General features: G+C 65.6%; 13 protein-coding genes. 12 read left to right on the top strand and 1 reads right to left on the bottom strand.

All coding sequences use genetic code 11. The annotated features are described in order from the left end of the window. The first annotated feature begins 42 nt into the window (after window positions 1-42). The gene (locus HIM68_RS13120) at window positions 43-1,395 is read left to right on the top strand and encodes an MFS transporter (RefSeq protein ID WP_172172880.1); all 1,353 of its coding nucleotides are present in this window, start codon (window positions 43-45) and stop codon (window positions 1,393-1,395) included. 62 nt (window positions 1,396-1,457) lie between these two features. Beyond that, a complete protein-coding gene (locus HIM68_RS13115) occupies window positions 1,458-4,016 on the top strand; it encodes an FAD-dependent oxidoreductase (RefSeq protein ID WP_172172878.1) in 2,559 nt (852 codons plus the stop codon). 132 nt (window positions 4,017-4,148) lie between these two features. Here HIM68_RS13115 and HIM68_RS13110 read toward each other — a convergent pair whose 3' ends face one another. After that, window positions 4,149-4,742 (bottom strand): TetR/AcrR family transcriptional regulator, encoded by a 594-nt coding sequence (locus tag HIM68_RS13110; protein WP_172172876.1) that lies wholly within the window; start codon window positions 4,740-4,742, stop codon window positions 4,149-4,151. A 173-nt stretch (window positions 4,743-4,915) separates the two neighbouring features. Between HIM68_RS13110 and HIM68_RS13105 the strand changes: the two genes are divergently transcribed. From HIM68_RS13105 to HIM68_RS13060, 10 genes are all read left to right on the top strand, one after another. Continuing rightward, window positions 4,916-5,854, top strand: coding sequence for a hypothetical protein (locus tag HIM68_RS13105; RefSeq protein WP_172172874.1), 939 nt, complete (start codon window positions 4,916-4,918; stop codon window positions 5,852-5,854). Next, window positions 5,854-7,137, top strand: a complete 1,284-nt coding sequence (locus HIM68_RS13100; RefSeq protein ID WP_172173480.1) for an MFS transporter — start codon at window positions 5,854-5,856, stop codon at window positions 7,135-7,137. Before HIM68_RS13105 ends, HIM68_RS13100 begins: the two co-directional genes overlap by 1 nt. Window positions 7,138-7,141: 4 nt before the next feature. Next, window positions 7,142-7,483 carry a DUF1330 domain-containing protein gene (locus HIM68_RS13095; RefSeq protein ID WP_139906557.1) on the top strand — a complete coding sequence of 114 codons (342 nt, stop codon included), beginning with the start codon at window positions 7,142-7,144 and terminating at the stop codon, window positions 7,481-7,483. A gap of 304 nt (window positions 7,484-7,787) precedes the next feature. Beyond that, window positions 7,788-8,624, top strand: a complete 837-nt coding sequence (locus tag HIM68_RS13090) for an alpha/beta fold hydrolase (RefSeq protein WP_172172872.1) — start codon at window positions 7,788-7,790, stop codon at window positions 8,622-8,624. A gap of 155 nt (window positions 8,625-8,779) precedes the next feature. Beyond that, window positions 8,780-9,943, top strand: coding sequence for a thiolase domain-containing protein (locus tag HIM68_RS13085; RefSeq protein WP_172172870.1), 1,164 nt, complete (start codon window positions 8,780-8,782; stop codon window positions 9,941-9,943). Then, window positions 9,943-11,601 (top strand): AMP-binding protein, encoded by a 1,659-nt coding sequence (locus HIM68_RS13080; RefSeq protein WP_172172868.1) that lies wholly within the window; start codon window positions 9,943-9,945, stop codon window positions 11,599-11,601. The genes HIM68_RS13085 and HIM68_RS13080 overlap by 1 nt, the downstream gene beginning before the upstream one ends. Further along, window positions 11,598-12,521, top strand: a complete 924-nt coding sequence (locus tag HIM68_RS13075; protein WP_216657142.1) for an SDR family NAD(P)-dependent oxidoreductase — start codon at window positions 11,598-11,600, stop codon at window positions 12,519-12,521. Before HIM68_RS13080 ends, HIM68_RS13075 begins: the two co-directional genes overlap by 4 nt. A gap of 81 nt (window positions 12,522-12,602) precedes the next feature. Next, complete coding sequence (locus HIM68_RS13070) at window positions 12,603-13,643, top strand: DctP family TRAP transporter solute-binding subunit (protein WP_253903964.1); 1,041 nt, start codon at window positions 12,603-12,605, stop codon at window positions 13,641-13,643. A 1-nt stretch (window position 13,644) separates the two neighbouring features. Continuing rightward, the gene (locus HIM68_RS13065) at window positions 13,645-14,199 is read left to right on the top strand and encodes a TRAP transporter small permease (RefSeq protein WP_139467788.1); all 555 of its coding nucleotides are present in this window, start codon (window positions 13,645-13,647) and stop codon (window positions 14,197-14,199) included. After that, window positions 14,196-15,719 (top strand): TRAP transporter large permease, encoded by a 1,524-nt coding sequence (locus HIM68_RS13060; RefSeq protein WP_172172866.1) that lies wholly within the window; start codon window positions 14,196-14,198, stop codon window positions 15,717-15,719. The genes HIM68_RS13065 and HIM68_RS13060 overlap by 4 nt, the downstream gene beginning before the upstream one ends. The last annotated feature ends 19 nt before the right edge of the window (window positions 15,720-15,738 follow it).

Here is a 15,738-nt window from a genome sequence, read left to right as displayed (position 1 = left end):
GCGCTGACTACCATATTCGTTCGGTGAGTCGAAGGAGACCACATGACACAGCAGAAGGACATCGACGGCATCGAGCCGGTCCGTCGTGATGCTTTCGCGCAGCGGACCGATGCCGGGCGGATCTCGATCGATGAGGCCCCGCTCAACCGGCTCGTGCTCCTCGTCGCGGTTGCGGCCTTCGGTGGGATCTTCATCGACGGCTACATCCTCGGCGTCATCGGCGGTGCCGTCGCTCCGGCGGCCGCGGAGCTGGGGCTGTCGGCATTAGGGCAGGGACTGATCGCAGCAAGTGCGCTCATCGGGATCTTCGTCTCCGGTCTGTTCTTCGGGCGGATCGCCGACCGCTATGGGCGCAAGCGGGTGTTCTTCTGGAACCTCGTCGGCTTCGTCGTCGTCTCGCTGGCCCAGCTCTTCGTCGTCGGCACGTGGGACCTCGTGGCCATGCGGCTGCTGCTGGGCCTGCTCATCGGCGTCGAATACGCGGTCGGCACCGCTCTGCTGGCCGAATTCACCCCGCGCCGCCACCGCAGCGTTCTGCTCGGGTCGATCGCGGCGTTCTGGTTCATCGGGTTCATCTCGGCATTCGTCGTCGCCCACGTCTGGGACGCGGATTCGTGGCGAATGCTCCTGGCCAGCAGCGCGGTGCCGGCCCTGGTCGTGCTCATCCTGCGCATGGCCCTGCCCGAATCGCCGAGGTGGCTGCAGGCTCAGGGACGCACGACCGAGGCGCAGGCGATCGTCGCCGCCCACTATGGCCCGCAGTACGGACTGCCGCCGGCGCCGACCGAGGCAGTCAAGACCCGCCTGCGCGACTTCTTCCGCGAGAACGACGTTCGCACGGTGATCTACTCCGGACTGTTCTGGTTCTGCCAGGTTGGTCCGCTGTTCGCGATCTTCACGTTCATCGTGCCGGTGCTCGAAGACCTCGGACTCAACAGCGGATTCTCCACGGATCTGCTCATGAACGGGCTCCAGCTCCTCGGCGCCGGCGTGGGACTGTGGCTGCTGTGGCTGCTGCCCCGACGCGCGTTCGTCAACTGGACCTTCGCGCTCATGGTGGTCCTGCTCGTCTTCCTCGGCGGCTGGACTGAGCTGCCGTCAGTGGTCGTGCTCATCGTCTTCGGCGCTTTCGTCCTCATCATCACGGCGTCGAACAGCATTCAGTACGTCTATCCGCCGGAGATGTTCACCACCCGGTTCCGCAGCACCGGCGTCGGCTACGCCGCGGCATTCAGTCGAGTCGGTGCGGCCGGAGCGACCTATCTGTTCCCGGTCACGCTCGAACACCTGGGTGTCTCGAGCACCCTGCTCATTGCGGCGGTCTTCCCCCTGGTCGGGTTCATCGCTTCGCTCTTCTGGGCACCGGAAACCAAATACTCCGCATTGGACGACTGAGCTCCGCTCCGGCGTCTGCTGCGACAACTGCCTCTACCACCGTTAACAACAAGGAGTACTCAGTGCCGATCTCATCACCACGAGTCGTTATCATCGGAGCCGGCATCGTCGGCGCCAACCTCGCCGACGAACTCGCGCAGCTGGGCTGGACCAACACCCTCCTCATCGAACAGGGCCCGCTGAACATCCCCGGCGGTTCGACCTCACACGCCCCGGGACTCGTCTTCTCCTCGAACGCGTCGAAGTCGATGACCGAATTCGCGCAGTACACGATCGAGAAGCTCACCTCGCTCAAGGACGCCGACGGGCGCGGATCGTTCCTGCCCGTCGGAGGCCTCGAGATCGCCACCACCGAAGATCGGCTGCAGGATCTGCACCGTCGAGCCGGATGGAACCGCTCCTACGGCGTCGAAGCCGACGTCATCGACGCCGACGAGTGCGCGAAGCTCTTCCCCATGCTCAACCGGGACATGGTCCACGGCGGTCTGCTCACCCCGGGTGACGGGCTCGCGTTGGCGGCGAAAGGCACTCAGATCGTCATCGACCGTGCCCGTGCCGCAGGGGTCGAATTCCGTGATCGCACAACGGTGACCGATGTCGAGACCACAGGCGGTCGCGTCAGCGCTGTGATCTGCGGCGATGACCGGATTCCTGCCGATATCGTTGTCTCCTGCGCCGGATTCTGGGGACCGAAGATCGGTGAGATGGTAGGTACTTCGATCCCGTTGCTGCCCTTGGGACACCAGTTCGCCTGGACCACCGAGGTGCCGTCTTTGGTGGGGAAGAACGAGAAGCCCGCCGGTGCGCAGGCTCCGATCCTGCGCTACCAGGACAAGGACCTCTACTACCGCGAATGGGGCGAGCGGATCGGCATCGGCTCCTACGCACACCGGCCGATGCCCGTCGACCTCGACACGCTGCAGACCTACTCACCCGACGAGATCACCAGCGAACGGATGCCCTCGAGCCTCGAGTTCACCCCGGACGACTTCGCCCCCGAATGGGAGGCGACGAAGACACTGCTGCCCGAACTCGCTCAGACTCAGATCCAGCGCGGCTTCAACGGCATCTTCTCGTTCACCCCTGACGGCGGTTCGCTGGTCGGACAGTCCCGGCAGGTCGACGGATTCTTCGTCGCCGAGGCGGTGTGGGTGACCCATGGCGCCGGCATCGCCCGCGCTGTGGCCGAGCTCATCGCCGAAGGACGGTCGAAGACCGATCTGTCGGGAATCGATCTCAACCGCTTCGAGGATGTGCAGACGTCAGCGGACTACGTCAGCAAGACCTCCCAGCAGAACTTCGTCGAGATCTACGACATCATCCACCCTCTGCAGCCACGAGTCTCCCCGCGTGACCTGCGCTCGAGCCCGTTCCGGAGGCAGCAGGAGGAACTCGGTGCGTTCTTCCTCGAAACCTCCGGCTGGGAGCGGCCGCACTGGTTCGACGCGAACGCCGCTCTGCTGTCGGAGATGCCGGCCGAGTGGGCGGCACCGGAACGGGACGCCTGGGCGGATCAGTTCCACTCGCCCATCGCCGCAGCCGAAGCGTGGAAGACGCGCACCTCGGTGGCGATGTTCGACATGACCCAGCTCAAGCGCTTCGAGGTCACCGGCCCCGGAGCGGGCGAACTGCTGCACGGGATGACCACCTCGTCGATGCTGCGCAAACCGGGAGCGGTCAGCTACACGCTGCTGCTCGACGAAGCCGGCGGCATCACGAGCGACATCACGGTCGCGATCCTCGACGAGGAGACCTACCAGGTGGGAGCGAACTCGAACATCGACCTCGCGGCCATCTCGCGGGCGGCCAGGCACCAGTCTGCCGCCGACCCGTCCAAGTGGGTCACCGTGCGCGAGACGACTCCCGGCACCTGCTGTATTGGTCTCTGGGGCCCGCTGGCCAGGGATGTCATCGCCAAGGTCACCGATGAGGACTTCAGCGATGCCGGACTCAAGTACTTCCGCACGAAGCCGGCGGTGCTCGGCGGTGTGCCGGTTACGGCGATGCGCCTGTCCTATGTCGGCGAACTCGGCTGGGAGATCTACACTTCGGCGGATCTCGGGTCGCGACTGTGGGACGTGCTGTGGGAAGCCGGTGAGGAATTCGGCATCATCGCCGGAGGCCGCGAAGCCTTCAACTCGATGCGACTGGAGAAGGGGTTCAGGTCCTTCGGCACCGATATGACCAGCGAACACGAACCGGTTCAGGCCGGACTCGGATTCGCCGTGAAGGCGTCGAAGACCGACGACTTCACCGGCAAGGCCGCGCTGGAGTCGAGGGCCGCAGCCGCGACGACGAAACTGACCTGCCTCACCCTCGACGTGCCCTCTGACGTGGTGCTCGGCAAAGAGCCGGTGTACGTGGTCGGTGGGTCGGGTGTCGCGGACGGCGAGACCGCCTCGGCGAAGTCGGACGGATCGGACGGATCGGGAGTCGCGGACGGCTACGTCACCTCGGCGGCTTACGGATACACGATCGGGAAGTCGATCGCCTACGCCTGGCTGCCGAACACTCTGGCGGTCGGTGACGCTGTGGAGATCGAGTACCTCGGGCGCCGCCTGCCGGCCACGGTCACCGCCGAGCCGCTCTTCGACCCGGAGATGACTCGCCTCAAAGGGTGATGCCGGGCGGCTCGAATTCTCAGCGAGGAGTCGCCGCCGGACTTCATCGAAAAGCGCATGGAGCGTCGAGACACGGGGGTACACACCCGTTTCTCGACGCTCCATGAGTTTCTCGGCGGGAAGGTTCAGTGATCAGTGGTCGGCTGAGGGGTCCAACGAGGCGATCGCGGCGATGCCTGCGGCGATCGGCTGGTCGAGCCAGGCGGGGATCTCGCCGCCGATGAAGCCGCGCACCATGCCGTACGGGGTGTCTCGGCAGGCCAGGGCGACGAGCTGCAAGCCGCGAGGGGTGACTTCGCCGAACCGGCGTCGCGTGAGTTCGGAGATATGAGCGACCACGGGATCGTTGAGTCCTGTGAGGTCATCGAGCAGTCCCTTGGGCGGGTCGGCGAGCAATTCTGAGTGCCGGTAGAGGGTGAGAGTCCGGGCCTCGTCGGGATTCTCTCGACAGAACCGGGGGATGAGCAGGCCGGTCTCGACGATCGCCTCGAGCGGGTCATCGACATCCGTGATCGCTGCAAACGTGTCGTGGAATCGGTGCACGCACCGGATCCAGGCAGAAGCGAACAGCGACTCCCGAGTCGGGAAGCGGTGGTAGATCGAACCCGACGGTGCACCGAGCTCATGCGTCACATCGGCCACTGTGGCGGCATGGCCGCGTCGGCCGACAGCGCTGATGGCCGCCGAGAGAATATCGTCCCGCGAATAGAGTGCGCGTTTCGCCATGCTTGTCACGTCCTCTCGCTCCAGGTGTTCGGATCAGTCCGGCGAATCGGGGATTCTCGTTCGAAGGGTTGACCGTCGAGCCACCGTACCTCAAACTAGAGACTAGCATCTAGAGAACGTCCTCTAATTCGGGAGTCGCCGTGACGAACGCACGGATATCAGCACCTGCACCTGTGACATCATTGCAGCGCGCCGCCATCATCACGGCGATCGTCGCGGTTCTGCCGTATCTCGTCTTCAAGGTCCTGTGGCTGAGCGGTTCGTCGGTCGGTTCGACCACGTCGGTCGGAGGCGAGGGAATGCTTGCGCCGCGCTTTCTCATCGGTAACACCATCACTCTCGCGATGATGGTGGTGGGCGTGGTCTTCGTGGTGGCGCTGACACGACCATGGGCGCGACGCATTCCGGCACCCGTGGTGTTCGTGCTCGGCGCCGGAGCGGCCGGGCTCCTCGGCCCGATACTGCTGGGACTGCCGCCGGGCATTCTCATTCAGGCGCTCATCGAAGGAGAGGTGCGACTGGCCGAACAGGGAATGCATCCCTGGGTGTTCGGGCTCGTCTACGCAGGATTCTGCGCTCTGGGCACGGCGATGGCGATCGTCGTCGGAGCCTATGTGATCCGGCGCTGGGGCGATCTTCTGCACACTCCGCCCCCGGCACCGTCGCCGACCATGATCGTCTGCGGTGCGCTCGGCATCCTGCCCTTCAGCTGCGCCATGGCCTTCTGGGCGATCACGGGACCGGGAAGCACCGGGCCCCAGGGAATGGAGCAGCCGGCACAGCGGATGGTTTTGGCGGTGACCGCGCTGTTCGGCCTTCTCTGCCTGCTGTGTCCGATGTTCTCGCGCTATCTCGGGAGATGGCCGCGCGCGGCGTGGCTGGTGACCTGGACCGGGTGCTGCGTTGTGGCTCTCCAAGGGCCGACGCAGATTCTTCTCGCTCAGGGCGGAGAGATTGCGCCGGTGGTCGTCGGGATCGCTGCCCTCGCGACTCCGGGCGCCAGCCTCTTCGGTCTCGCTGTGCTGAAAACCCACCTGCGCAGGCTGGGCCGGACTCATCTGCCGTCGAGCCGGGACCGGCCCCGGCTCGGTGGTGCGGATCGGTCAGCGTGATGCCGCCCTGGCTCTTCGTCCTGCTCGCAGTCTCGTTCGTCCTCTATACGGACGACTATGTCATCGCCGGAATTCTGCCCGAGATCGCAGCCGACCTCGGGGTGACCGAAGGTCGGGCCGGTCAGCTCGTCACGGCATTCTCGGCGACCGTAGCCGTGGCCGCGCCGGTGGCAGCTGTCGCGCTCGCCCAGGTCCCGCCTCGGCGGCTGTTCCTTGTCGCGCTCATCATCTTCGCCTTAGCGAATTTCGGCGCGGTGGGAACTTCGTCCTTCGCCGTGCTGATGGTTCTGCGGGTGGTGGCGGCCGCGGCGACAGCCAGCGCCACCCCGGCCATCTTCGCGTTCGCTGCGTCCCATGCGCCGACGGAGAAGACTGGCCGCTACCTGGCGACCGTCTCCCTTGGGGTGACCGGATCAATCGCGCTCGGTGTCCCACTGGGGACGTGGATCGGCGGCGCATTCGGATGGCGGGCGACCTTTCTGGCCGTGGCCGTAGCCGGGATGCTCGCGCTCATCGGAGTCCTCCTCACTGTTCCCGGAAGCGCCCGCGGCGACCGCTCTCCACGACTGTCAGAACAGCTGCGCAGCCTCACGCGCGCCCCGATCGCCGTGAGTCTCGCTGCGAACTGCCTGCTCATGGCCGGGACGATGATGGTCCTCACCTACCTGGCGCCCTATCTGAGTGCGACCGCCGGAGCGGGAGTCGAGGAACGGGGAGCGGCATTCGGGCTCTCCGGGTTCGCGGGCATGGCCGGAATCTGGCTCGGCGGTCAGGTCGCGGACCGATGGGGTCCGGGGCGGGCACTGTTCTTCGGGATCGGCGTCATCATCGCCGCCATGGTCGCGATGTGGGCGATGTGGGCTGTCCGGCCAGTGCCCATCTGGCTCGTGCTCATCGTCACGACAGTGTGGGGCGGAATGGCCTTCTGGAACTCACCCGCGATCCAGATGCGCCTGCACAGACTTGCCGGACCCCTCGCTGGACAGGCGCTGGCGCTCAACACTTCTGGGACCTACCTGGGCATCGCGTTCGGAGCCGCCGTCGGCGGGGCCGTGCTCACCGAGGCGGGTCCCGGGGTCCTGCCGCTGGCCGCGGCGGGATTCGGGCTGGCTGCTCTGTTTCTGTTGGTACTCGTCCGGCGGTCACCGCCGGCTGGACGGGCGCGAGACACCGATGTGACGCCGCCTGCTGGCGAGGCGTCCCACGGCAGCAAATCCTCGAACCACGGAGATCAATCGCACCACCGCAACTCATCGAAGCACACAGAGAACACAGGAGAGTGACACCATGACCGCCTACGCGATCGCCCACCTGCAGCAGTTCGCGCCGCACCCCGAGGTCGCCGAGTACATCGACCGGATCGGCGAGACCTTCGAACCCTTCGGAGGACAGTTCCTCGTCCACGGCACCGCCCACGAGGTGATGGAAGGGCGGTGGCCGGGACACGTCGTCATGATCGCCTTCCCCGACGCTCGGCTCGCTCACGAATGGTGGGACTCACCGGCCTATCAGGACATCGCCCCACTGCGTTCGCGCCATATCGACACCGACATCGTCATCGTCGAGGGAGTGGCCGAGGGCTACGATCCGCGGACCACGGCTCAGGCCTTGCGCGACCAACTCGGCTAGCCGCCGAGCTGGCGGGGCTTTATCGAAAAACGCACGGAGCGTCGAGAAACGGGTGTGCGCGCCCGTTTCTCGACGCTCCGCCCGTTTTTCGGCGGCTACGCCAGTGGTGGTGTTTAGAAGGCCGACACCAATGTTCCATATGGTGGATTTTCGTTGCCTCGCGGAACGTGAACGATGACGATAGCGAGACAGGGTCGAAATGAGGTCACAAAGGGGTCTTCTCTGCGTCGAGTTTCGTGCAATGGCGACTCATCGGGTCGGCTCTGCCTGTTCACCGGACCGGTGCTTTCTGAAGGAGCGTGCCATGCCTGTTTTCACCACCAATGACGGAGTGAACCTAACCTACCGCGACAGCGGAGGAAGCGGAGTTCCGCTTGTCATGCTTCACGGCTGGGGCCAGACCCAGGCCATGTTCCGCAACCAGCTCGCCGGACTGGCGGAGAACCGTCGAGTCATCACGCTTGATCAGCGCGGTCACGGACTTTCTGGGAAACCTCACCACGGCTACCGTATCGCGCGTCTGGCTCAGGATCTCAGCAATCTTCTCGAAGACCTCGGACTCGACGAAGTCGACCTTCTCGGCTGGTCGATGGGTGTCTCCGTGTCCTGGAGTTATATCGATCAGTACGGTACTGGACGGATTCGACGTTTCATCGCTGTCGACCAGCCAGCTGCCGTCGCAGCGGTTCCGTGGCTGACTGAGGACGAACAACGCGAATGCGGTGCGATCTTCGGTGTTGACGGACTCCTCGAGCTGGGCAGTGCACTCAACGGACCTGACAGTGAACAGGTGTGTGAGGACTTCGTGCGGGGAATGTTCTCCGGAGAACCCGATCCAGAGGTATGGAACTTCGTCGCCGAGGAGATCAAATCGTTCCCGTCCTATGCCGCGGTCCCACTGCTCTTCGACCATTGCGCTCAGGACTGGCGAGACGTCTTGCCCCACATTGATGTGCCCACTCTTGTACTCGGGTGCGATGGAAGCCACGTCAACCCCGATTCCCAACGTTATGTTGCCGCACAGATTCCCGACGCACGCATTCACGTGTTCCCGGTCGAAGAGGCGAACTCGCATTTTCCGTTCCTCGAGAATCCGTCGGCGTTCAACGCCGTCGTCGAGGAGTTCCTCGTCGCGAAGTGACTCACACCGGACCACGCCTCAGGCCGTGCGCAACCAGCTCGGCTGAACGACACCAATGTTCCATATGGTGGATTTTCTTTGACCAGCTGGTGGGACCGGGAAAGTATGAGAGGACAGTGCTCGTTCCGCAGAGCCCGGTACCCGAAGGAGTGTCCATGTCCTCACCTGCGATCATCGGCTGGTCCCACGGAAAGTTCGGACGATCCGAATCACCGCTGCCCCAGATGATGGCCGACGTCGCCCGCGACGCCATCGCCGAGGCGGGACTGGAACCGGCCGACATCGACGTCATCCACGTCGGCGTCTTCAACAACGGACTCTCCCGCCAAGGCTTCGAAGCCGCACTGCCGGGCACCGTGTTCCCCGAGCTCGCCCGCACACCCGCCCACCGGCACGAGAACGCCTGCGCCACCGGGTCTGCCGCGATCTTCGCTGCCCACGACTCCATCGCCGCCGGCCGCCACAGGACCGCCCTGGTCATCGGCGCCGAACGCATGACCCAGGCTTCCGGCCACGACGTCAACGAAGTGCTGCTCAGCGCCAGCTTCCGGGAAGAGGAAGAGCACTTTAAGTCCTTCGCCGGAGTCTTCGGCGAGATCGCCCGCCAGTACTTCGACCGCTACGGCGACCACTCCGAAGCACTCGCGAAGATCGCCGCGAAGAACCACGCCAACGGCTCACACAACCCGCTCGCTCACATGCAGAAGAACCTCGGCTTCGAGTTCTGCAACACCGTGAGCGAGAAGAACCCGTACGTCGCCGAACCACTGCGCCGCACCGACTGCTCGATGGTCTCCGACGGAGCTGTGGCACTCGTCATGGCCGCCGAGGATGTCGCCGCCTCCGCATCGCAGGCCGTGACCTGGAGAGGCATGGGCAACGCCAACGACGTCCTGCCGCTGTCCCAACGCGACCCGCTCGAGATGGCAGGTGCCCGCGCCGCCATGGAGCAGGCGCTCACGGCTGCGGGCATCGGCATCGACGACCTCGGCTTCCTTGAGACTCACGACTGCTTCACCATCGCCGAACTCCTCGAATACGAAGCCTTCGGACTCGCCGCCCCCGGCCAGGGACACACCCTGCTCGACGACGGTGCCACCGAGGTCGGCGGCCGCCTGCCCGTCAACCCCTCCGGCGGACTCAAGGCCAAGGGCCACCCCATCGGCGCCACCGGAGTGTCCATGCACGCCCTCGCCGCCGCACAGTTGACCGGCCGCTCGCCCGGCATCCAGATCGAGACCCCGGAACTCGCCGGAGTCTTCAATATGGGCGGCGCCGCCGTGTCGAACTTCGCCTCCGTGCTCGAACGCGTCCGCTGATGCGCGCCATCTCTCAGACGTCCCCGGCCAAGGACTTCACGCCCACGCCTCGGCGCGGGGTCAACGTCTCCCACTTCCTCACCCAGACCGCCCGCCGCATCCCCGACCGCCTCGCCGTCGTCGACGACGATCACGGGCAGCGGTGGACCTGGGCCGAACTCGACGCCCGCGCCGAAGCGCTCGCCGCCGCCCTGCAGACCGGTGGAGTCGACCGCCGCGACACCGTCCTCCTCGTCTCGGCCAACCACGCCGAGGTGATCCAATCCTTCTGGGGCATCCTGCGCTCCGGCGGCGTCATCGCCCCACCGAACGCGGCCCTGTCGACCGAGGAGCTGCTCGGCATCAGCGCCGAAGTCGCCCCCGCCGCCGTCATCGCCGACCGCGCCCACGCCGACTTCGTCACCGCTCTCAAAGACACCGGCTTCACCGGCCCCGTCTTCTGGATTGGGGACATGCCCACGGCGCAGGCGGCAGCCGCACCGGCAGAAGCCGTCGACTCGGCAGTCGACGAGGACGATCCCTGCTGGTACTTCTTCACCTCCGGGTCGACCGGGCGACCCAAGGTTGCGACTTTCACGCACCGCCACCTCGGCGCGGTGCTGATGAATCACCGCTGCGACCTCTTTCCCAACGAGGACGAGACGGGGGCGTCCCTCGTGCTCGCGCCGCTGTCGCACGGTGCGGGCATCCACATGCTCGGTCAGGTCTTCGGCGGCACCCCGTCGATCATCCACCCCGGTGGCAAGCCCAGCGTGGAGTCCCTGTGGCCGGCCATCGATGCCTACGGGATCACGAACGCCTTCACCGTCCCGACCATCCTCAACCGCATCGCCGCCGGCTACCCAGAAGGCCGCGGACCCGAGGACCACACCCTCGAGCGGGTCATCTACGCCGGAGCCCCGATGCTCGCGACCGACCAGGCCCAGGCACTCGAAAGGCTCGGGCCCTGCCTCGTCCAGTACTTCGGACTCGCCGAGGTGACCGGAGCGATCACGATCCTCCGCCCCGAGGACCACGGAGCCATCCCCGTCGACGACGCCGGCATCGGCACCTGCGGCCGAGCCCGCACCGGGGTCGAGATCGTCATCGTCGACGAGACCGGCGCGCAGCTGCCCGCCGGTGAGCAGGGCGAAGTCTGTGTGGCCGGACCGACCGTGTGCGCCGGCTACCTTGGCCGCCCCGATGCGAATGCCGAATCCTTCGCCGGAGGGCTCTTCCACACCGGCGACGTCGGCTACCTCGACGAACGCGGGTACCTGTTCCTCACCGGCCGGAAGTCCGATATGTACATCTCCGGCGGTTCGAACGTCTACCCCCGCGAGATCGAGGAGCTCCTCCTCACCGACACCGAGGTGGCCCAAGCCGTCGTCGTGGGCGTGCCCGACCCGCAGTGGGGCGAGATCGGCGTGGCCGTCATCGAACGCGCGCCGTCGACCGGGAACGAAGGTGCCGGTGTTGCCGATGCCGACGAGCTGGCCGATGCCGATGCGGAGGACCTGGCCGAACGGCTGACCGCGCTGTGCAAGTCGGGGCTGGCGAAATACAAGGTGCCCAAGGAGATCCACTTCGTCGAGACCATGCCGGTCACCGCCTACGGCAAACTCGCGCGCAAGGAACTCAAGGCCGAATACTCCCAAGGACGGGGCAGCGCACGATGAACACGACAGAGACGGCAGCCGTGTCAGTGCCGACAGGTAGGTTAGTCGGCACGACGATCATGGCCATCGGCTGCGGCACTCCGGACGGGGAGGTGAACAACGGCTTCGCCGCGGCGATCGGATTCCTTCGCGAGGGAGCGAAGGTCTGCATCGTCGACCGTGACCCGAGGGCGCTTGACGAAGCGACGCGGGCCCTCGCCGAGGCGGCCGCCGCCGACGGTGAGCCCGACCGCGACACCGGTGCCGATCGCGTCCCCGGCACGGGCGTCCACCTCGGCGGGGTCGACCTCGACTCTCAGCTGACCACGGTTGTCGCCGATGTCGGCGACGAAGGCTCCCTGGCCGCGGCGTTCGCGCACTGCGCCGACCGCCTCGGTGGACCGACCGTGCTCCACTACAACGTCGGCATCGTCGTCAACGGGGGAGTCGACGAACTCGACACCGACGGCTTCCGACGTGCCCTCGATATCAACCTCACCGGGGCGTTCTCCTCGATCAAGCATGCTCTGCCGCATATGCGTGCGGCCGGGCACGGGTCGATCATCACGGTGTCCTCGGTCGGCGGCATGCGCTACATGGGGTATGACTATCCGGCGTATGCGGCGTCGAAGGCCGGACTCATCGAACTGACGAAGGTCGTCGGCGCGCAGTACGCCTCCGAAGGCATCCGCGCGAACTCGATCGCCCCGGGCCTCATCGAGACTCCGCTCATCCACCGCTCGATCTCGGGCCACTACGGCTCGGTCGAGGAGATGCTCGCCGCTCGGCATGCGCAGTCACCGACGGGGAAGATGGGTCGGCCCGAGGACGTAGCGGACCTCGCGGTGTTCCTCGCATCAGGCGAATCGGCTTACATCAACTCCACTCTCATCCCCGTGGATGGGGGACTGACCCATTACGCGGGGATGCCGAAACGATGAGGCGGACGGCGGAATCCACCGCGGTCGGGGCCTGACCCCACCGAACTCAACGACAGTGACATAACGGAAATCAAGGAGGCAATGGTGCCGAGAATACGGACGACGAGGACCATGCTCGTCTGGTCCGCCGTACTGATGGTGTGCGCCCTGCTGCTGGCAGGGTGCGGAACGAACTTCGGCACCACCGACGACGGCAAGCAGCGCTACCGGTGGAAGATGACGGTGACGACCGGTTCGACCTCGACGTGGTACCTCGCGGCGGAGAAGTTCGCCAAGGACCTCGACGAGGAGACCGACGGACGGATCACCATGAAGGTCTTCGCCAACGAACGGCTGTCGGCCGGTGAGGCCACGGCCGGAGTCGAACAGCTCATGGACGGGGCGAAGGACTTCTCCTACAACTCGCCGATCATCTACGCCGGCGTCGACCCGCGCTTCGGCGCCGTCACCGCCCCCTTCGTCTTCGACTCCGTCGAGGACGGTCAGAAGGCGCTCGCCGGAAAAGGCGGGGACGTCTACGGCGACTACCTCGCCGAACGCGGAGTGCACCTGCTCGGCTTCGGCGAATCCGGAATGCGGCAGCTGACGAACACGCATCGGCCCATCCACACGCCCGAAGACATGAAGGGCATGAAGTTCCGCATCCCCGGCTTCGGCATGTACACCGACCTCTACCGCGGACTCGGCGCGAACCCGACGACGATGCCCTTCGGAGAGGTCTTCACCGCCCTGCAGCAAGGTGCAATCGACGGGCAGGAGAACCCGATCGACGTCATCTACTCGGCGAACCTGCAGGAAGTCCAGCCGTACCTGACGCTGTGGAACTACTCCTACGACCCGCTCGTCCTCGGTATCAACAAGGACCTCTATGACTCACTGACTCCGGAGGACCAGAAGCTCGTGAGCCGCCTGGCCGGCGAAGCCAACGACTTCCAGATCAAGAAGAATAGGGACGGCGAAGAGAAGCTCATCGCCGAACTCGCCGACTCAGGCATGGAGGTCAACGAACTCAGCGACGAGGAGAAGGACGCCTTCCGCGCCAAGCTGGGTCCGATCTACAGCGAATACCGCAAGGTCTGGGGGCCAGACATGTCCCAGGCGTTCATCCCGAAAGGACTGTGAGATGAGAGTCATCAGATTCTTCGAGGACTGGGTCGTCATCGCCTCGTTCATGGTGATCGTCCTCGTCACCTTCGTCAACGTCCTCTCCCGCTACATCTTCAAGGCCTCGCTGGCCTTCTCCGAGGAGATCACCATCAACCTCCTTGTCGTGCTCACGATGATGGGAGCCGTCGTCGGGATCCGCCTCGGCGCGCATCTCGGGTTCACCTACCTTGTGGAGAACGCGAAGGGCAGCGTTCGCCGGGCACTGCTCATCACCGGCACCACGCTCATCGTCGTCTTCCTCGCCGTCCTCCTCATCTGGGGCGGCGAGATGACCATCGCGCAGGGGCTGCGCGGCCGGGCGACGCCGTCGCTGGGCATCCCGCAATGGCTGTTCACCCTGTCGATTCCCTTGGCCGGGCTGCTCGGAATCTTCCGCAGCCTCCAGGCCCTGCGGACGGCACTGCACGAGGACACCTCCGCCGAGGCGGTCGTCGAGCGGCTCGCCAGCGAAGCCGCCCCGACCATCGACTCGTCCGAATTCTCAACCGACTCCGAAGGAGGCCGGAAATGATCGCGCTTCTGCTCTTCGGCAGCTTCTTCCTCTTCCTCGGCCTCGGGATCCCCGTCGCCTTCGCCCTCGGCCTCTCCGCCGTCGTCACCCTGGTGACCACCGACGGTGTGCAGGTCCTCGACGTCGTGCCCTCGGTGATGTTCCCGTCGATGAGTTCGGGCACGCTGCTGGCAATCCCGTTCTTCATCCTCGCCGGCATCGTCATGCAGTACACGGGCATCTCGCAGCGACTCGTCGACCTCGCGTACCTCATCTTCGGACGCCTGCGCCACGGCCTGGCCGCGGTGACGATCATCTCCGCGTTCTTCTTCTCCGCGATCTCCGGATCGGGACCGGCCACCGTGGCCGCGATCGGTGCGATCCTCATCCCCGCACTCGTCCGCAACGGGTACCAGAAGAAGCACGCGGTCTCCCTCGTCGCGGCCTCCGGTTCGATGGGCATCGTCGTGCCGCCGTCGATCGCGTTCATCATCTTCGCCGTCGTCGCCGCCGAGTTCGGCAAGATCTCGATCTCTCGACTGTTCATCGCCGGCATCGTGCCCGGCATCATCATGGCCGTTGCGTTCTTCATCGCCGCCCTGTTCGTCCCCAGGGTGCGTGAGCTCGCCGGTCTGCCGGTGAGAACGAAGCCCGACGCCGAGGCGGTCACGGGGTCGACGTCGACCGGAACGTCGGCGTCCGGTTCCGTCGGTGCTGACTCCGCCGGGAACGGCGGTTCGGGTGACAGTGCGGCAGGGAGCAAGACCCAGCTGCTGACGGCGAACGGGAAGGCCGCCTCGGCGAATTCCGGATCCACCGGATCGAGCGTCGGCGCCGCGGATCCGACAGCCACGGTCAACCCCGAGGGCGGGTTCGGCGAGATCATGACCGCGCTGGTCAAGGCCATCCCCGGGCTGCTCATTCCGGTGATCATCCTCGGCGGGATCTACGGCGGAGTCTTCACCCCCACCGAGGCGGGAGCCGTCGCATCCGTGTACGCGCTCATCGTCGGGGTGTTCGTCTACCGGGAGCTGACCTGGAAGGACATGCCGAAGGTGTTCCTCGAATCCGGGGTTTCGACCGCGGTCATCATGTTCATCGTCGGCGTGGCCAGCCTTTTCTCCTACGTCATCACCGTCGAAGGGGTGGCCGACCGGATCTCGACGGCAGTGCTGGGGGTGACGGACAACAAGTACCTCATCCTCGCGGCGATCACGATCATCTTGCTCATCGTCGGTGCCTTTGTCGACGCGATCAGCGCGTTCTACCTGTTCATCCCGATCCTCGTGCCGATCCTCATTGGTGTAGGCGTGGACATGACGACGATCGGCGTGTTCATGACCGTCAACCTCGCGATCGGCCTGTTCACGCCGCCGGTCGGACTCAACCTCTATGTGGGTGCGGGCATCGGGAAGGCCAAACTCGAGGAGGTCGTGCGCGGGATCCTGCCGTTCCTCGTCTGCGCGATCGTCGCCCTGCTGCTCATCACGTACATCCCGGCGATCTCGAACTGGCTGCCTGACCTGCTCGGGGTCGGGTAGTTCGGGCCTCACTCAACTC

It is taken from the genome of Brevibacterium sp. CT2-23B (assembly GCF_013168765.1).
Lineage (GTDB): Bacteria > Actinomycetota > Actinomycetes > Actinomycetales > Brevibacteriaceae > Brevibacterium > Brevibacterium sediminis.
This window is presented reverse-complemented; position numbering and strand designations above follow the sequence as displayed.